This window comes from Vibrio pomeroyi, assembly GCA_041879425.1.
Taxonomy (GTDB): Bacteria; Pseudomonadota; Gammaproteobacteria; order Enterobacterales; family Vibrionaceae; genus Vibrio; species Vibrio pomeroyi_A.
Window position 1 is genome coordinate 3,254,473 of the sequence record CP090854.1, and the last position, 15,017, is coordinate 3,269,489.

At 45.1% G+C, this 15,017-nt stretch carries 29 protein-coding genes; all 29 read right to left on the reverse strand.

Annotation, left to right across the window (positions count from 1 at the left end):
- Positions 1-9: 9 nt before the first annotated feature.
- On the reverse strand, positions 10-630 hold the full coding sequence (gene rpsD / locus L0992_14360; protein XGB66859.1) for a 30S ribosomal protein S4: 621 nt from the start codon (positions 628-630) through the stop codon (positions 10-12).
- Positions 631-661: 31 nt separating this feature from the next.
- Positions 662-1,051: a 30S ribosomal protein S11 gene (gene rpsK, locus L0992_14365; GenBank protein XGB66860.1), complete on the reverse strand. Its 390-nt coding sequence runs from the start codon at positions 1,049-1,051 to the stop codon at positions 662-664.
- A 19-nt stretch (positions 1,052-1,070) separates the two neighbouring features.
- Positions 1,071-1,427: a 30S ribosomal protein S13 gene (gene rpsM, locus L0992_14370; protein ID XGB66861.1), complete on the reverse strand. Its 357-nt coding sequence runs from the start codon at positions 1,425-1,427 to the stop codon at positions 1,071-1,073.
- Between the two features lie 148 nt (positions 1,428-1,575).
- Positions 1,576-1,689: a 50S ribosomal protein L36 gene (gene rpmJ / locus L0992_14375; protein XGB66862.1), complete on the reverse strand. Its 114-nt coding sequence runs from the start codon at positions 1,687-1,689 to the stop codon at positions 1,576-1,578.
- A gap of 41 nt (positions 1,690-1,730) precedes the next feature.
- Positions 1,731-3,065: a preprotein translocase subunit SecY gene (gene secY / locus L0992_14380; protein ID XGB66863.1), complete on the reverse strand. Its 1,335-nt coding sequence runs from the start codon at positions 3,063-3,065 to the stop codon at positions 1,731-1,733.
- Between the two features lie 20 nt (positions 3,066-3,085).
- Complete coding sequence (gene rplO, locus L0992_14385) at positions 3,086-3,520, reverse strand: 50S ribosomal protein L15 (protein XGB66864.1); 435 nt, start codon at positions 3,518-3,520, stop codon at positions 3,086-3,088.
- A gap of 5 nt (positions 3,521-3,525) precedes the next feature.
- Positions 3,526-3,702, reverse strand: coding sequence for a 50S ribosomal protein L30 (gene rpmD / locus L0992_14390; GenBank protein ID XGB66865.1), 177 nt, complete (start codon positions 3,700-3,702; stop codon positions 3,526-3,528).
- Between the two features lie 7 nt (positions 3,703-3,709).
- Positions 3,710-4,210, reverse strand: a complete 501-nt coding sequence (rpsE, locus tag L0992_14395; protein XGB66866.1) for a 30S ribosomal protein S5 — start codon at positions 4,208-4,210, stop codon at positions 3,710-3,712.
- Between the two features lie 14 nt (positions 4,211-4,224).
- A complete protein-coding gene (gene rplR / locus L0992_14400; GenBank protein ID XGB66867.1) occupies positions 4,225-4,578 on the reverse strand; it encodes a 50S ribosomal protein L18 in 354 nt (117 codons plus the stop codon).
- Positions 4,579-4,587: 9 nt separating this feature from the next.
- On the reverse strand, positions 4,588-5,121 hold the full coding sequence (rplF, locus tag L0992_14405; protein ID XGB66868.1) for a 50S ribosomal protein L6: 534 nt from the start codon (positions 5,119-5,121) through the stop codon (positions 4,588-4,590).
- A gap of 13 nt (positions 5,122-5,134) precedes the next feature.
- Positions 5,135-5,527, reverse strand: a complete 393-nt coding sequence (gene rpsH, locus L0992_14410; protein ID XGB66869.1) for a 30S ribosomal protein S8 — start codon at positions 5,525-5,527, stop codon at positions 5,135-5,137.
- Between the two features lie 29 nt (positions 5,528-5,556).
- Positions 5,557-5,862: a 30S ribosomal protein S14 gene (rpsN, locus tag L0992_14415; protein XGB66870.1), complete on the reverse strand. Its 306-nt coding sequence runs from the start codon at positions 5,860-5,862 to the stop codon at positions 5,557-5,559.
- A 16-nt stretch (positions 5,863-5,878) separates the two neighbouring features.
- Complete coding sequence (gene rplE / locus L0992_14420; protein XGB66871.1) at positions 5,879-6,418, reverse strand: 50S ribosomal protein L5; 540 nt, start codon at positions 6,416-6,418, stop codon at positions 5,879-5,881.
- 24 nt (positions 6,419-6,442) lie between these two features.
- Positions 6,443-6,760: a 50S ribosomal protein L24 gene (rplX, locus tag L0992_14425; GenBank protein ID XGB66872.1), complete on the reverse strand. Its 318-nt coding sequence runs from the start codon at positions 6,758-6,760 to the stop codon at positions 6,443-6,445.
- 11 nt (positions 6,761-6,771) lie between these two features.
- Positions 6,772-7,143 carry a 50S ribosomal protein L14 gene (gene rplN / locus L0992_14430; protein XGB66873.1) on the reverse strand — a complete coding sequence of 124 codons (372 nt, stop codon included), beginning with the start codon at positions 7,141-7,143 and terminating at the stop codon, positions 6,772-6,774.
- A 162-nt stretch (positions 7,144-7,305) separates the two neighbouring features.
- The gene (rpsQ, locus tag L0992_14435) at positions 7,306-7,560 is read right to left on the reverse strand and encodes a 30S ribosomal protein S17 (GenBank protein XGB66874.1); all 255 of its coding nucleotides are present in this window, start codon (positions 7,558-7,560) and stop codon (positions 7,306-7,308) included.
- On the reverse strand, positions 7,560-7,751 hold the full coding sequence (gene rpmC / locus L0992_14440) for a 50S ribosomal protein L29 (protein XGB66875.1): 192 nt from the start codon (positions 7,749-7,751) through the stop codon (positions 7,560-7,562). Before rpmC ends, rpsQ begins: the two co-directional genes overlap by 1 nt.
- Positions 7,751-8,161, reverse strand: coding sequence for a 50S ribosomal protein L16 (gene rplP, locus L0992_14445; protein XGB66876.1), 411 nt, complete (start codon positions 8,159-8,161; stop codon positions 7,751-7,753). Before rplP ends, rpmC begins: the two co-directional genes overlap by 1 nt.
- Positions 8,162-8,172: 11 nt before the next feature.
- Positions 8,173-8,871: a 30S ribosomal protein S3 gene (gene rpsC / locus L0992_14450; GenBank protein XGB66877.1), complete on the reverse strand. Its 699-nt coding sequence runs from the start codon at positions 8,869-8,871 to the stop codon at positions 8,173-8,175.
- Between the two features lie 18 nt (positions 8,872-8,889).
- Positions 8,890-9,222, reverse strand: a complete 333-nt coding sequence (gene rplV, locus L0992_14455; protein XGB66878.1) for a 50S ribosomal protein L22 — start codon at positions 9,220-9,222, stop codon at positions 8,890-8,892.
- Positions 9,223-9,232: 10 nt separating this feature from the next.
- On the reverse strand, positions 9,233-9,511 hold the full coding sequence (gene rpsS, locus L0992_14460) for a 30S ribosomal protein S19 (GenBank protein ID XGB66879.1): 279 nt from the start codon (positions 9,509-9,511) through the stop codon (positions 9,233-9,235).
- Between the two features lie 19 nt (positions 9,512-9,530).
- Entirely contained in the window at positions 9,531-10,355 is an 825-nt protein-coding gene (gene rplB, locus L0992_14465) for a 50S ribosomal protein L2 (GenBank protein XGB66880.1), read from the reverse strand.
- Between the two features lie 14 nt (positions 10,356-10,369).
- Positions 10,370-10,672, reverse strand: coding sequence for a 50S ribosomal protein L23 (gene rplW / locus L0992_14470; GenBank protein ID XGB66881.1), 303 nt, complete (start codon positions 10,670-10,672; stop codon positions 10,370-10,372).
- Positions 10,669-11,271, reverse strand: a complete 603-nt coding sequence (gene rplD / locus L0992_14475) for a 50S ribosomal protein L4 (GenBank protein XGB66882.1) — start codon at positions 11,269-11,271, stop codon at positions 10,669-10,671. Before rplD ends, rplW begins: the two co-directional genes overlap by 4 nt.
- A gap of 16 nt (positions 11,272-11,287) precedes the next feature.
- Positions 11,288-11,917 carry a 50S ribosomal protein L3 gene (gene rplC, locus L0992_14480; GenBank protein ID XGB66883.1) on the reverse strand — a complete coding sequence of 210 codons (630 nt, stop codon included), beginning with the start codon at positions 11,915-11,917 and terminating at the stop codon, positions 11,288-11,290.
- A gap of 14 nt (positions 11,918-11,931) precedes the next feature.
- Entirely contained in the window at positions 11,932-12,243 is a 312-nt protein-coding gene (gene rpsJ, locus L0992_14485) for a 30S ribosomal protein S10 (protein ID XGB66884.1), read from the reverse strand.
- A gap of 425 nt (positions 12,244-12,668) precedes the next feature.
- Positions 12,669-13,151 (reverse strand): bacterioferritin, encoded by a 483-nt coding sequence (gene bfr, locus L0992_14490; GenBank protein XGB66885.1) that lies wholly within the window; start codon positions 13,149-13,151, stop codon positions 12,669-12,671.
- A gap of 81 nt (positions 13,152-13,232) precedes the next feature.
- Positions 13,233-13,421, reverse strand: a complete 189-nt coding sequence (locus L0992_14495) for a bacterioferritin-associated ferredoxin (GenBank protein ID XGB66886.1) — start codon at positions 13,419-13,421, stop codon at positions 13,233-13,235.
- 314 nt (positions 13,422-13,735) lie between these two features.
- Positions 13,736-14,920 (reverse strand): elongation factor Tu, encoded by a 1,185-nt coding sequence (gene tuf, locus L0992_14500; protein ID XGB66887.1) that lies wholly within the window; start codon positions 14,918-14,920, stop codon positions 13,736-13,738.
- Positions 14,921-15,017 lie beyond the last annotated feature (97 nt).

Below are 15,017 nucleotides of genomic sequence, written 5' to 3' on the forward strand. Positions count from 1 at the left end.
TTTTTAACCTTACTTAGAGTAAAGTTCGACGATCAAGTGTTCATTGATGTCAGCTGATAGGTCAGAACGCTCAGGCATACGCTTGAATGTACCTTCCATTTTGCCAGCATCTACTTCAATCCAAGTTGGCTTTTCACGTTGTTCAGCGACTTCTAGAGCCGCTTTAATACGAGATTGCTGTTTAGCTTTCTCGCGGATAGAAACAACGTCGTTTGCCGCTACTTTGAAAGAAGGAACGTTTACAACTTTACCGTTAACTAGGATAGACTTGTGGCTAACTAGTTGACGAGATTCAGCACGAGTAGCGCCAAAGCCCATACGGTAAACTACGTTATCAAGACGACCTTCAAGAAGCTGAAGCAGGTTTGCACCCGTGTTGCCTTTAAGACGTGCAGCTTCTTTGTAGTAGTTGCGGAATTGTTTTTCTAGAACGCCGTAGATACGACGAACTTTTTGCTTCTCACGAAGCTGAACGCCATACTCAGATAGACGACCGCGACGAGCGCCGTGTACACCTGGTGCGTTATCAATTTTACACTTGGTATCGATCGCACGGACACCAGACTTAAGGAATAAGTCAGTACCTTCGCGACGGCTAAGCTTCAGCTTAGGACCCAAATATCTTGCCATGATCTTTCTCCAATATTCCTAGAAACGAAACTTAAACGCGACGTTTCTTAGGTGGACGACAACCGTTATGAGGGATTGGTGTCGCATCAACAATGTTAGTGATACGGAAACCAGCAGCGTTCAGTGCGCGAACAGTAGATTCACGACCTGGACCTGGACCCTTAACCATAACTTCCAAGTTCTTTAGGCCATATTCTTTAGCCATTTCACCACAACGCTCAGCTGCAACTTGTGCTGCGAACGGAGTAGATTTACGAGAACCACGGAAACCTGAACCACCTGCTGTAGCCCATGCAAGAGCGTTGCCTTGACGGTCAGTGATAGTTACGATTGTGTTGTTGAAAGAAGCATGAATGTGCGCTACGCCATCAGCTACTTGCTTGCGTACGCGCTTACGCGCGCGAGTTGGTTGTTTTGCCATTGTACTCTACCTTATCCGACTATTTCTTGATCGGCTTGCGCGGACCCTTACGGGTGCGAGCGTTGGTTTTAGTACGCTGTCCACGTAGTGGTAGACTGCGACGATGACGAAGACCGCGGTAACAGCCAAGGTCCATAAGACGCTTGATGTTCATCGATACTTCACGACGTAGATCACCTTCTACAGTGTACTTAGCTACACCATCACGCAGTTGATCGATCTGCTCTTCAGTTAGTTCACTGATCTTAGCATCTTCAGCAATACCCACTTCAGCTAGAATAGCTTGAGAGCGAGTTTTACCGATACCGTAGATTGCAGTAAGTGCAATTACAGAATGCTTATGATCAGGAATGTTAATGCCGGCTATACGGGCCATTATTCACTCCTAAGGGGTTCATAAAAGAATTATCCGCAGCAAAGCCCGTTATGGATACGCTGCGGCATACTACTTCTTTTGCACGCAAAAGGTAGGCCGAGGAATATACTCGACTCTACCTTGTATTTCAAGTAAAAATTTCTGCTAATTAGCCTTGGCGTTGCTTATGCTTTGGCTCACTGCAAATCACGCGAACGACACCGTTACGCTTGATAACTTTACAGTTACGGCAGATTTTTTTAACGGAAGCACGAACTTTCATTGCTAAACTCCGTAAATGGAATCGAAATTGCTACCACCGAATTAACGGCCGTAACCCTTCAGATTCGCTTTCTTTAACACAGAATCATACTGTTGTGACATCAGATGAGTCTGTACCTGTGCCATGAAATCCATGATAACTACCACTACGATTAGTAGTGATGTGCCGCCGAAGTAGAAACGAACGTTCCACGCGACCATCATGAACTCAGGAATCAGACATATAAAAGTAATGTATAGAGCACCCGCAAGGGTTAGTCTAGTCATCACTTTATCGATATATTTCGCTGTCTGCTCACCTGGGCGGATACCGGGTACGAATGCACCAGACTTCTTCAAGTTATCAGCTGTTTCACGTGGGTTAAACACCAACGCTGTATAGAAGAAACAGAAGAAGATTATAGCTGCTGCATAAAGCATTACATACAAAGGCTGACCTGGGCTAAGAGCTAATGACACGTCAGTTAACCAACCGAACGCGCTGCTTTCACCATTTTGACCAAACCACTGTGCTAATGTTCCTGGGAACAAAATAATACTTGATGCGAAAATCGCTGGAATAACACCTGCCATATTAATCTTAAGAGGCAAGTGAGAGCTTTGTGCTGCAAAAACCTTACGACCTTGTTGACGTTTCGCATAGTTAACGACGATACGACGTTGACCACGTTCCATGAAAACTACGAAGTAGATAACAGCAAAAGACAATACAGCAATCAACAGCAGAAGAAGCACATGCAATTCACCTTGACGCGCTTGCTCGATTGTTTGACCGATTGCAGAAGGCAATCCAGCAACAATACCTGCAAAAATCAGAATGGAAATACCATTACCGATTCCTCGCTCAGTGATTTGTTCACCTAACCACATTAAGAACATGGTACCAGTTACTAAACTCACGGTAGCAATAAGCGTAAACATGGTTTGGTTGATAACAACCAGATTGTCGACCATGTTTGGTAAGCCTGTTGCGATACCAATAGCTTGGAATGTTGCAAGTACAAGCGTGCCGTAGCGTGTATATTGGCTTATCTTACGACGGCCTGCTTCACCCTCTTTCTTGAGTTCCGCTAACGCTGGATGAACTACAGTTAACAATTGGACTACGATCGATGCCGAAATGTACGGCATGATACCCAATGCTAATATAGATGCACGCTCAAGAGCACCACCGGAGAACATGTTAAACATTTCAACGATGGTACCTTTTTGCTGATCGAACAAATCGGCAAGTACAGCTGCGTCAATACCAGGGATCGGCACAAAAGAGCCGGCTCGGAATACTAAAAGTGCACCAATTACGAATAATAAGCGCGACTTTAGTTCACTTAAGCCGCTCTGAGCACTACGAAAATCTTGTCCTGGTTTCTTAGCCATCTGTACCTCGTTCCTCGAGATTATTCCTCGATTTTACCGCCTGCAGCTTCGATTGCAGCTTTAGCGCCTTTAGTCACGCGTAGACCTTTAACAGTCACAGCTTTGCTTAGGTCACCAGAAAGAACGATCTTAACGAATTCGATGTTCTTAGTGATAACGTTAGCAGCTTTAAGGCTGTTAAGATCAACTACGTCACCTGTTACTTTCGCTAGCTCAGCTAGACGAACTTCAGCAGACACTAGGCTCTTACGAGAAGTGAAACCGAATTTAGGTAGACGTTGTTTTAGAGGCATTTGACCGCCTTCAAAACCTGGACGAACAGAGCCGCCAGAACGTGACTTTTGACCTTTGTGACCGCGGCCACCTGTTTTACCAAGGCCAGAACCGATACCACGACCTACACGCTTCTTAGAAGGTTTAGAGCCAGCAGCCGGTGATAGAGTATTCAAACGCATTCTGATTACTCCTCAATCTTAACCATGTAGTAAACCTTGTTGATCATACCGCGTACGCACGGAGTATCTTCAAGTTCTACTGTATGGTTGATGCGACGAAGACCTAGACCTTTAAGACACGCTTTGTGCTTAGGTAGGCGACCAATTGAGCTTTTAGTTTGAGTTACTTTAATAGTTGCCATCGTGTGCTTACTCCGAAATAGATTCAACAGTTAGACCACGTTTAGCAGCAACCATTTCTGGTGACTTAACGTCTACTAGAGCACCAATCGTTGCACGAACGATGTTGATCGGGTTCGTTGAACCGTATGCTTTAGAAAGTACGTTATGTACGCCCGCAACTTCAAGTACAGCACGCATTGCACCACCGGCAATAACACCTGTACCTTCTGCAGCTGGCTGCATGTAAACTTTAGAGCCCGAATGACGACCTTTCACCGGGTGGTGAAGAGTGCCTTCGTTTAGCGATACTGTAACCATGTTACGGCGCGCTTTTTCCATTGCTTTTTGAATCGCAGCAGGTACTTCACGAGCTTTGCCGTAACCGAAACCTACGCGACCGTTACCGTCACCAACTACTGTTAGTGCAGTAAAGCTCATGATTCGACCACCTTTAACCGTCTTAGATACACGGTTAACAGCGATCAGCTTTTCTTGCAAATCATTAGCTTGTTGTTGTTCTTTAGCCATCTTCCAACCCTACCTTAGAATTTCAGACCAGCTTCGCGAGCAGATTCTGCTAGCGCCGCTACTCGACCGTGGTATTGGAAACCAGAACGATCAAATGCAACTGAAGCTACGCCTTTTTCAAGAGCGCGCTCAGCAACAGCTTTACCAACTGCTTTAGCTGCATCAACGTTACCAGTGTTCTTAACTTGCTCACGGATCGCTTTTTCTACAGTAGAAGCAGCTGCGATAACCTCAGAGCCGTTTGCCGCGATAACTTGTGCGTAAACATGGCGAGGAGTACGGTGTACTACCAGGCGAGTTGCACCAAGTTCTGCAATCTTACGACGTGCACGTGTAGCACGACGGATGCGAGATGCTTTCTTATCCATAGTGATACCTTACTTCTTCTTAGCTTCTTTAGTACGCACATTTTCATCTGCGTAACGAACACCTTTGCCTTTGTAAGGCTCAGGAGCACGGTAAGAACGAATGTCAGCCGCAACTTGACCTACTACTTGCTTATCGCAACCAGTAATGATGATCTCAGTTTGGCTAGGGCACTCAGCTTTAATACCTTCAGGTAGAGCGTGCTCTACTGGGTGAGAAAAGCCAAGAGTTAGAGCTACAGAGTTGCCTTTCATAGCAGCACGGTAACCAACACCCTTAAGAGTTAGCTTCTTAGTGAAGCCCTCAGTAACACCCACAACCATGTTATTAACTAGAGCGCGAGCTGTACCAGCTTGTGCCCATGCGTTAGTAACGCCTTCTTTCGGACCGAAAGTTAGCTTGGTTTCTTCCTGTGCAATAACTACGGCGCTGTTAAGAACGCGAGTAAGCTCACCTTTGCTACCTTTTACAGTAACTTCTTGGCCGTTTAGTTTCACCTCTACGCCAGCTGGAATAGCGACAGGTGCTTTAGCAACACGAGACATAATCTACTCCTTATTAAGCTACGTAACAGATGATTTCACCGCCAAGACCTGCTTTACGAGCAGCACGGTCAGACATCAGACCCTTGGAAGTAGAAACAACTGCAATACCAAGACCACCCATCACTGTAGGTAAAGAGTCTTTATTTTTATAAACTCTTAGACCAGGACGTGATACGCGCTTGATTTGCTCGATTACAGGTTTAGCTTGGAAGTACTTAAGAGTAACTTCTAGCTCAGGTTTTGCTTCGCTGTTTACAGCGAAGTCTACGATGTAACCTTCAGCTTTAAGTAATGCAGCAATTGCAACTTTAAGCTTTGAAGAAGGCATTTTTACAGCAACTTTGTTTGCTGCCTGACCGTTACGAACGCGGGTCAGCATATCCGAAATCGGATCTTGCATGCTCATAAGATTTACTCCAAATGATTAAGTGGCAATTACCAGCTAGCCTTACGAAGACCCGGAATCTCGCCTTTCATGCAAGCTTCACGAACCTTAATGCGGCTTAGACCGAATTTACGTAGGTAACCGTGTGGACGACCAGTTTGGTTGCAACGGTTGCGCTGACGTGATGCACTTGAATCACGTGGAAGAGATTGCAGTTTAAGAACCGCATTCCAACGATCTTCTTCAGATGCGTTTACATCGCTAATGATAACTTTTAGCGCAGAACGCTTTTCAGCGAACTTAGCTACTAGTTTTGCACGTTTAGCTTCACGTGCTTTCATTGATTGTTTAGCCATAACAGTAACCCTACCCTTACTTACGGAATGGGAAGTTAAAGGCAGCCAGCAGAGCTCGGCCTTCCTCATCGGAACCCGCAGAAGTCGTGATAGTGATATCAAGACCGCGGACACGATCGACTTTATCGTAGTCGATTTCCGGAAAGATGATTTGCTCGCGAACGCCCATGCTGTAGTTACCGCGACCGTCAAAAGACTTAGCGCTAACACCACGGAAATCACGTACACGTGGAAGTGCGATAGAGATTAAACGCTCTAAAAATTCCCACATGCGCTCACCACGCAAGGTTACTTTACAACCAATTGGGTAGCCTTCACGAATTTTGAAACCAGCTACAGATTTACGCGCTTTAGTGATAAGTGGCTTTTGACCAGAGATCGTTGCCATATCAGCTGCTGCGTTTTCTAGCAGTTTCTTATCGTTGATTGCTTCACCAACGCCCATGTTTAGGGTGATTTTCTCAATCCTAGGGACTTGCATGACGCTTGTGTAGCTGAACTCTTTGGTAAGCTCAGCGACTACAGACGACTTGTAGTAATCATGCAGTTTCGCCATAGTAGAACTCCAAATTACTTCTAATTAGTTAGAAACAGTTTCGCCGTTAGATTTGAAGAAACGAACTTTCTTGCCATCTTCGATACGGAAACCGATACGGTCTGCTTTACCAGTAGCCGCGTTAAAAACTGCAACGTTAGAAGCGTCAATAGCTGCTTCTTGTTCAACGATGCCACCTTGTTGACCTAGAGCCGGAACCGGCTTTTGGTGTTTCTTAACAAGGTTGATGCCTTCAACGATAACTTTACCAGTTGTCAGAACCTTAGTTACTTTACCTTTCTTGCCTTTATCTTTACCAGCAAGAATGATTACTTCGTCATTACGACGGATTTTAGCTGCCATGTTGCCGCTCCTTACAGAACTTCAGGTGCTAGTGATACAATCTTCATGAATTTCGCGTTACGAAGTTCACGAGTCACAGGACCAAAGATACGTGTGCCGACTGGTTGCTCAGTAGTGTCGTTTAACAATACACAAGCATTACTGTCGAAGCGAATGACAGAACCGTCTGGGCGACGAACGCCTTTACGGGTGCGCACTACTACCGCCTTCAGAACATCACCTTTCTTTACTTTACCGCGAGGAATCGCTTCCTTCACTGTAACCTTGATGACGTCACCGATATGTGCATAACGGCGGTGAGAGCCACCCAGAACCTTAATACACATTACCTTGCGCGCGCCAGAGTTATCTGCTGCGTCAAGTGTACTTTGCATCTGGATCATTGTTAGTGCTCCGCTAAATATTAAAACTAGACCCTCTCGGGTCGGGCTGCCTCTTTAAAAGGGACGCGAATTGTACCACCCTTTTTTTAAATTGGGTAGACAAAAAACAAGCGGCTCCAAAAAATAATTTGGAGCCGCTTATAAGTTATAGAATTACAAAGATTAAATCTTCGCTTTTTCTAGAACTTTAACCAATGTCCAAGACTTAGTCTTAGACAGAGGACGACACTCAGCGATTTCAACTTTGTCGCCTAGGCCACAAGTGTTGTCTTCGTCGTGTGCGTGTACTTTAGTCGTGCGTTTGATGAACTTACCGTAAATTGGGTGTTTTACAGTGCGTTCAATAGCAACAACGATAGACTTGTCCATCTTGTCGCTTACTACACGGCCTTGCTGGATGCGGTTAGTTTCGCTCATTATGCGCCTGCCTTTTCAGTCAAAACAGTTTTCACACGTGCGATGTCACGGCGTACAGCTTTTAGAGTATGAGTTTGCTGAAGTTGACCAGTTGCAGCTTGCATGCGCAAGTTGAACTGTTCACGTAGCAAACTCAATAGCTCAGCGTTAAGCTCTTCAACGTTCTTTTCGCGTAGATCTTGTGCTTTCATCACATCACCTGCTTAGTTACAAAAGTAGTTTTAACAGGCAGTTTACGTGCCGCTAGGCGGAACGCTTCACGTGCCAACTCTTCAGGTACGCCATTCATCTCGTACATAACTTTGCCTGGTTGGATTTGAGCAACCCAGTACGCAACTGAACCTTTACCTTTACCTTGACGAACTTCAAGAGGCTTTTCAGTAATTGGCTTGTCTGGGAATACACGAATCCAGATTTGACCTTGACGCTTAATGTGACGTGTCATAGCACGACGTGCCGCTTCGATTTGACGTGCAGTCAGACGACCACGGCCAACAGCTTTAAGACCGAATTCGCCGAAGCTTACTTCAGTACCTTTAGCTAGACCACGGTTACGACCAGTCATAACCTTGCGGAACTTAGTACGTTTTGGTTGTAGCATCGTTCGACTCCTTACTTACGGCCTTTACGCTGCTTCTTAGGCTTATCGCCTTTAGGCTCTACTGCGTTAGCAGCTGGCATACCGCCTAGAATCTCACCTTTGAAGATCCAAACTTTAATGCCGATCACACCGTATTGAGTGTGAGCCGAAGAAGTTGCGTAATCAATGTCTGCACGTAGAGTGTGTAGAGGCACACGGCCTTCACGGTACCACTCAGAACGTGCGATTTCAGCACCGCCAAGACGGCCGCCTACTTGTACTTTGATGCCTTTAGCGCCTAGACGCATAGCATTTTGTACCGCACGCTTCATTGCACGACGGAACATAACACGACGCTCTAGTTGAGACGCGATGCTATCAGCTACAAGCTGACCATCTAGCTCAGGCTTACGTACTTCAGCGATGTTAATTTGCGCTGGTACACCTGCGATTTTAGCTACAGCTGCGCGTAGCTTCTCTACGTCTTCACCTTTCTTACCGATAACAACGCCAGGACGAGCAGTGTGAATAGTCACACGGATGCTCTTAGCTGGACGCTCGATAACGATACGAGATAATGATGCTTTTTGTAGTTCCTTGGTAAGGAACTGACGTACCTTGAAGTCGCCGTCTAGGTTGTCAGCGAATTCGTTGGTATTAGCAAACCATGTAGCATTCCAAGGCTTAACGATGCCAAGACGAATACCATTAGGATGTACTTTCTGACCCATTGCTTACTCTCCTAGTCTTTAGCGATCTGCTACAACAATAGTGATGTGGCTTGAACGCTTCAAGATACGATCCGCACGACCTTTAGCACGAGGCATAATACGCTTCATGATAGGGCCCTCATCTACGAAGATTTTAGCGACATTTAGATCGTCGATATCTGCACCTTCGTTATGTTCCGCGTTAGCGATAGCTGACTCAAGAACCTTCTTAACCAATACAGCAGCTTTTTTGTTGCTGAAAGTTAGAATTTCTAGAGCTTGGTCTACCGACTTACCGCGAATTTGGTCTGCAACTAAGCGAGCTTTCTGTGGAGAAATACGAGCAAAGTTATGTTTAGCTAAAGCTTCCATCATCTACTCCTTATTTCTTCTTAGCTTTCTTATCTGCAGCATGACCGCGATAAGTACGAGTTGGTGCAAATTCGCCCAGTTTGTGACCGATCATTTCTTCGGTAACGAAAACTGGAACGTGCTGACGACCATTATGGACAGCGATGGTCAAACCAATCATTGTTGGGATGATCATTGAGCGACGGGACCAAGTCTTAATAGGCTTTTTGTCTCCGCTTTCCACCGCTTTCTCTACCTTCTTCAGCAAGTGTAGGTCAATAAAAGGACCTTTCTTGAGAGAACGTGGCATGGCGATTCCTCTTTATAAATTATTTAGTGCGACGACGTACGATGTACTTGTCAGTGCGCTTGTTCTTACGAGTCTTGAAGCCCTTAGTAGGAACGCCCCAAGGAGAAACTGGGTGACGACCACCAGATGTGCGGCCTTCACCACCACCATGTGGGTGATCCACCGGGTTCATTACTACACCACGTACGGTTGGACGTACGCCGCGCCAGCGTGAAGCACCAGCTTTACCAAGTTCACGTAGCATATGCTCAGAGTTACCAACTTCACCGATCGTTGCACGACCTTCAGAAAGTACTTTGCGCATCTCACCAGAACGTAGACGGATAGTTACGTATGCACCATCGCGAGCGATGATTTGAGCATAAGCACCAGCCGAACGAGCTAGTTGAGCACCTTTACCAGGCTTAAGTTCAACACAGTGTACAGTAGAACCTACTGGGATGTTGCGCATCGGCAGAGTGTTACCTGCTTTGATTGGCGCATCTACACCAGATTGAATCTGGTCACCTGCGTTAACACCTTTAGGTGCAATGATGTAACGACGCTCACCGTCTGCGTACAGAACTAGAGCGATGTTAGCACTACGGTTTGGATCGTATTCTAGACGCTCAACTTTCGCTGGGATGCCATCTTTAGTACGTTTGAAGTCAATCAGACGGTAATGGTGCTTGTGACCACCACCGATGTGACGTACTGTAATACGACCGTTGTTGTTACGACCACCGTTCTTAGAGTTTTTCTCTAGAAGTGGTGCGTATGGCTTACCCTTGTGCAGGTCAGCGTTAACAACTTTAACGACGTGACGACGACCAGGGGAAGTCGGCTTACATTTAACAATAGCCATTTTTACTACTCCTGTTATTCCGCGCCGCCAACGAAGTCAAGATCTTGACCTTCTTTCAAAGTAACGTAGGCTTTCTTAACGTCTGAACGACGGCCTTCACGCATACCTTGACGTTTGGTCTTACCCTTTAATACAAGAGTATTTACAGACTTAACTTCAACTTCAAATAGCTTTTCTACAGCTGCTTTGATCTCTTTCTTAGTTGCATCTTTAGCTACTTTGAAAACGATAGTGTTCGCTTTCTCAGCTGCCATAGTTGCTTTTTCAGAGATGTGCGGAGCACGTAGAACTTTTAAGATACGCTCTTCAGTGATCATGCTAGCATCTCCTCAACTTGCTTAACTGCGTCAGCAGTCATTAGAACCTTGTCGAAAGCGATTAGTGATACTGGATCAACACCAGCAACATCACGTGCGTCTACTTTGTATAGGTTACGAGCAGCTAAGAATAGATTTTCATCTACTTCGCCAGTCACAATCAGAACGTCGCTTAGCTCAAGCTCTTTAAGCTTAGCTACAAGTTCTTTTGTTTTTGGTGCTTCTACAGAGAAGTTATCAACAACGATTAAACGCTCTTGACGAACTAGCTCAGAAAGAATGCTCTTCATAGCACCGCGGTACATTTTTTTGTTTACTTTTTGGCTGTGATCTTGTGGTTTCGCAGCAAAAGTAACACCACCTGTACGCCAGATTGGGCTACGAATTGTACCAGCACGTGCGCGGCCAGTACCTTTTTGACGCCATGGCTTAGCGCCACCGCCAGATACTTCAGAACGAGTCTTTTGAGCACGAGTACCTTGACGAGCACCTGCTGCATATGCAACAACTACTTGGTGTACAAGAGCTTCGTTGAAGTCACGTCCGAAAGTAGTCTCGGAAACAGTTAGTGCATCAGCACCTTTAACCATCAATTCCATTACTTACTCCTAGACGTTATGCTTTAACAGCAGGTTTTACGATCACGTTTCCGCCTGTTGAGCCCGGTACTGCACCTTTAATAAGGAGTAGATTGCGCTCAGCGTCAACACGTACGATCTCTAGGTTTTGAGTCGTTACACGCTCAGCACCCATGTGACCTGCCATTTTCTTGCCTTTAAACACGCGGCCTGGAGTTTGACATTGGCCAATTGAACCCGGTGCGCGGTGAGACAAAGAGTTACCGTGAGTCATATCTTGAGTAGAGAAGTTCCAACGCTTGATAGCGCCTTGGAAGCCTTTACCTTTAGATGTACCAGTAACGTCTACTTTTTTAATTTCGTTGAAAAGTTCTACGTTTAGCTCAGCGCCAACTTCAAACTCTTCGCCGTTTTCTAAACGGAATTCCCAAAGACCGCGACCTGCTTCTACACCCGCTTTCGCGAAGTGACCAGCTTCAGGTTTAGTTACACGGTTAGCTTTCTTAGCACCAGTAGTTACTTGGATTGCTGCGTAGCCGTCTGTCTCAAGAGTTTTAACTTGAGAAATACGGTTCGCTTCAACCTCAACAACAGTTACTGGGATAGAAACGCCTTCTTCAGTAAATACGCGGGTCATACCCACTTTACGTCCGACTAGACCAATCATTATTCTTATCTCCCTTAACCTAGGCTGATTTGAACATCAACGCCAGCTGCAAGATCAAGACGCATTAGAGCATCAACAGTTTTATCTGTTGGCTCAACGATGTCGATCAAACGCTTGTGAGTACGAATTTCGTACTGGTCACGTGCATCTTTGTTGACGTGTGGAGAGGTAAGAACAGTGAAACGCTCTTTACGAGTAGGTAGTGGAATAGGACCACGAACCTGTGCGCCAGTACGTTTTGCTGTTTCAACGATTTCCGCAGTTGAAGCATCGATTAGCTTGTAATCAAACGCTTTAAGGCGGATACGAATACGTTGGTTCTGCATGAGACAGAGCTCCAATTATTAAAAATTACACAAACAATATCGCCACTCAAACCCGATAAAACGAGAGAATGCCGATTGATTTATGTGAAACCGTAGCATCCAAAATTAGGACGCATTGTCAGTTAACTTTTGAAGCAAACAAGAAGTTCACTATTTTTATTAACCGCGAACATAAGCTGAGTATACATTACTAGGTAAGACCTACTCCTCAGTGCTCATTGGTTCACAACCAGCGTTAGCCAGTACGATGCATTATACAGATCACACTTTAACTTGCAAGCTGTGTTTGAAAAATAATCGCAGAATCGATTTAAGAAGATAAGTGGCGAGTTTTGATTGTGCGGTAGTGCCCTACCGTTGAAAGTTGTAAGCAAGGTAACAGCTCAGTTTAAGCCTCAGCTGTTACCTCTTTTAATTACTAAGTTTTAGCCTTCGTCTTCATCCACATATTGAGCTTGTAGATAATTTTGGATCCCGGTCATTTTGATTAAACCGAGCTGGGTTTCTAACCAATCGACATGATCTTCTTCGTCTTCCAGGATGTCTTGAAACAGGTCTCGCGACACATAGTCGTGAATATCTTCTGCGTACGCGATGGCATTTTTCAAATCAGGTATCGCTTCCATCTCAAGAGACAAATCACACTGAAGCATCTCTTCAGTATCTTCACCAATTTTGAGCTTACCGAGATCTTGAAGGTTTGGGAGGCCTTCTAAAAATAGTATGCGTTCTATTAGATGGTCAGCATGTTTCATTTCGTCGATAGATTCGTGGTATTCCTTATCAGCAAGATGCTTTAAGCCCCAATCTTTGTACATGCGAGCATGCAAGAAGTATTGGTTTATTGCGACGAGTTCGTTACCAAGAATTTTATTGAGATGTTGAATGATGATTGGATCGCCTTTCATGACATAGCCCTCCTCTTTGGCTCTTCTAACTGTAGAACCAAATCGAGAAGTGTCAAAAAAGCTAATGCCCTTTGGGCAAAACTAGCTTGCCTGTTTGAACAGGTCTTTCGCAGTATCGTTAATGACTTCTTTTGCTGAACGTACACACTTACCGCATTGACTGCCAAGTGCTGTACATTTTTTAATTCCTTTGATGTCAGTAATGCCCTCTTCTATTACGAGCTTGCGGATTTTTTTATCCGAAACCCCATGGCATAAACAAATGTACATACTAAAACCTAAACCTTTAACTTAGGCTTAAATATAAAAAGGAATCATTCTTATTACCAGTCATATTTAAGGTTTGGTTATATCGATTGGTTATAGTGTTTTGCGAGTAATTGGTAAAAATGGCTTTGAAGGTTGTATTACAGAAGGGGGGTTATTAAGGCGGGTCGGTAAATAACTGTATTTAAATTGGAATATAGTTTGCGGTTATTAAGTACGATGAATTTCCCTTATAACCAAAATAAAAAGGGAAGCCGAAGCTCCCCTTTTTGGATGCGTGCTCTTCTGATGAAGAGAGTGCAAAAATCTAAATGCTATTAAGCGAAGATTTTAGCTACAACACCAGCACCAACTGTACGGCCACCTTCGCGGATTGCGAAACGTAGACCTTCGTCCATTGCGATTGGAGCGATTAGCTCAACAGTCATTTGAACGTTGTCACCTGGCATTACCATTTCTACGCCTTCTGGTAGAGTGATGTCGCCTGTTACGTCAGTTGTACGGAAGTAGAACTGTGGACGGTAACCTTTGAAGAAAGGAGTGTGACGGCCGCCTTCGTCTTTAGAAAGTACGTATACTTCAGACTCAAACTTAGTGTGTGGGTTGATAGAACCTTTCGCAGAAAGTACTTGACCACGTTCAACGTCATCACGCTTAGTACCACGTAGAAGTGCACCAACGTTCTCACCTGCACGACCTTCGTCAAGCAGTTTACGGAACATTTCAACACCAGTACAAGTAGTAAGAGTAGTCTCTTTGATACCAACGATTTCTACTTCGTCACCTACACGTAGGATACCGCGCTCGATACGACCAGTTACAACAGTACCACGACCTTGAATTGAGAATACATCTTCAATTGGTAGTAGGAACGGTTGGTCTACTGCACGCTCTGGCTCAGGGATGTAAGAATCTAGTGCTTCTGCAAGCTCAACGATCTTGTCTTCCCACTGCTTCTCGCCGTTTAGTGCGCCAAGTGCAGAACCTTGGATAACTGGTAGGTCATCACCTGGGAAGTCGTACTCAGAAAGAAGTTCACGAACTTCCATTTCTACTAGCTCAAGTAGCTCTTCGTCATCAACCATGTCACATTTGTTCATGAATACGATGATGTAAGGGATACCAACTTGACGACCAAGTAGGATGTGCTCACGAGTTTGAGGCATAGGGCCGTCAGTCGCAGCAACAACTAGGATACCGCCGTCCATTTGTGCAGCACCAGTGATCATGTTTTTAACATAATCCGCGTGTCCTGGACAGTCTACGTGTGCGTAGTGACGTGCTGGAGTGTCGTACTCAACGTGAGAAGTTGCGATTGTGATACCGCGCTCACGCTCTTCTGGAGCGTTATCGATAGATGCGAAATCTTTAGCAACACCGCCGTATACTTTTGCAAGAGTAGTACAGATAGCAGCAGTTAGAGTTGTTTTACCGTGGTCAACGTGGCCGATAGTACCAACGTTTACGTGCGGTTTCGTACGTTCAAATTTTTCTTTAGACACAATCGTGTTCCTTCCTAGTTATGATTCGCCACGTTCATTATTGAGCGAGACGCGCCAGAAATTGCTATTTTATGCGCCAACTCTCGTTAGCGCAATA

Coding starts and splice junctions, on each gene's coding strand:
- rpsE (XGB66866.1), bottom strand. CDS start 4,210: ATGGCTAAAGAACAACAACAAGCTAATGATTTGCAAGAAAAGCTGATC.
- rplB (XGB66880.1), bottom strand. CDS start 10,355: ATGGCTATTGTTAAATGTAAGCCGACTTCCCCTGGTCGTCGTCACGTC.
- rpsN (XGB66870.1), bottom strand. CDS start 5,862: ATGGCTAAACAATCAATGAAAGCACGTGAAGCTAAACGTGCAAAACTA.
- rplN (XGB66873.1), bottom strand. CDS start 7,143: ATGATCCAGATGCAAAGTACACTTGACGCAGCAGATAACTCTGGCGCG.
- rpsJ (XGB66884.1), bottom strand. CDS start 12,243: ATGCAGAACCAACGTATTCGTATCCGCCTTAAAGCGTTTGATTACAAG.
- rpsD (XGB66859.1), bottom strand. CDS start 630: ATGGCAAGATATTTGGGTCCTAAGCTGAAGCTTAGCCGTCGCGAAGGT.
- rplW (XGB66881.1), bottom strand. CDS start 10,672: ATGATCACTGAAGAGCGTATCTTAAAAGTTCTACGTGCTCCGCACATC.
- rpsQ (XGB66874.1), bottom strand. CDS start 7,560: ATGAGCGAAACTAACCGCATCCAGCAAGGCCGTGTAGTAAGCGACAAG.
- rplC (XGB66883.1), bottom strand. CDS start 11,917: ATGATTGGTCTAGTCGGACGTAAAGTGGGTATGACCCGCGTATTTACT.
- rpmJ (XGB66862.1), bottom strand. CDS start 1,689: ATGAAAGTTCGTGCTTCCGTTAAAAAAATCTGCCGTAACTGTAAAGTT.
- L0992_14495 (XGB66886.1), bottom strand. CDS start 13,421: ATGTACATTTGTTTATGCCATGGGGTTTCGGATAAAAAAATCCGCAAG.
- rplD (XGB66882.1), bottom strand. CDS start 11,271: ATGGAATTGATGGTTAAAGGTGCTGATGCACTAACTGTTTCCGAGACT.
- rplP (XGB66876.1), bottom strand. CDS start 8,161: ATGCTACAACCAAAACGTACTAAGTTCCGCAAGGTTATGACTGGTCGT.
- rplO (XGB66864.1), bottom strand. CDS start 3,520: ATGCGTTTGAATACTCTATCACCGGCTGCTGGCTCTAAACCTTCTAAG.
- rplX (XGB66872.1), bottom strand. CDS start 6,760: ATGGCAGCTAAAATCCGTCGTAATGACGAAGTAATCATTCTTGCTGGT.
- rplF (XGB66868.1), bottom strand. CDS start 5,121: ATGTCTCGTGTTGCTAAAGCACCTGTCGCTATTCCAGCTGGCGTAGAG.
- rpsM (XGB66861.1), bottom strand. CDS start 1,427: ATGGCCCGTATAGCCGGCATTAACATTCCTGATCATAAGCATTCTGTA.
- rpsS (XGB66879.1), bottom strand. CDS start 9,511: ATGCCACGTTCTCTCAAGAAAGGTCCTTTTATTGACCTACACTTGCTG.
- rplE (XGB66871.1), bottom strand. CDS start 6,418: ATGGCGAAACTGCATGATTACTACAAGTCGTCTGTAGTCGCTGAGCTT.
- bfr (XGB66885.1), bottom strand. CDS start 13,151: ATGAAAGGCGATCCAATCATCATTCAACATCTCAATAAAATTCTTGGT.
- rpmD (XGB66865.1), bottom strand. CDS start 3,702: ATGGCAACTATTAAAGTAACTCAAACTAAAAGCTCAATTGGTCGCCTA.
- rpsH (XGB66869.1), bottom strand. CDS start 5,527: ATGAGCATGCAAGATCCGATTTCGGATATGCTGACCCGCGTTCGTAAC.
- rplV (XGB66878.1), bottom strand. CDS start 9,222: ATGGAAGCTTTAGCTAAACATAACTTTGCTCGTATTTCTCCACAGAAA.
- rplR (XGB66867.1), bottom strand. CDS start 4,578: ATGGATAAGAAAGCATCTCGCATCCGTCGTGCTACACGTGCACGTCGT.
- rpmC (XGB66875.1), bottom strand. CDS start 7,751: ATGAAAGCACAAGATCTACGCGAAAAGAACGTTGAAGAGCTTAACGCT.
- secY (XGB66863.1), bottom strand. CDS start 3,065: ATGGCTAAGAAACCAGGACAAGATTTTCGTAGTGCTCAGAGCGGCTTA.
- rpsC (XGB66877.1), bottom strand. CDS start 8,871: ATGGGTCAGAAAGTACATCCTAATGGTATTCGTCTTGGCATCGTTAAG.
- rpsK (XGB66860.1), bottom strand. CDS start 1,051: ATGGCAAAACAACCAACTCGCGCGCGTAAGCGCGTACGCAAGCAAGTA.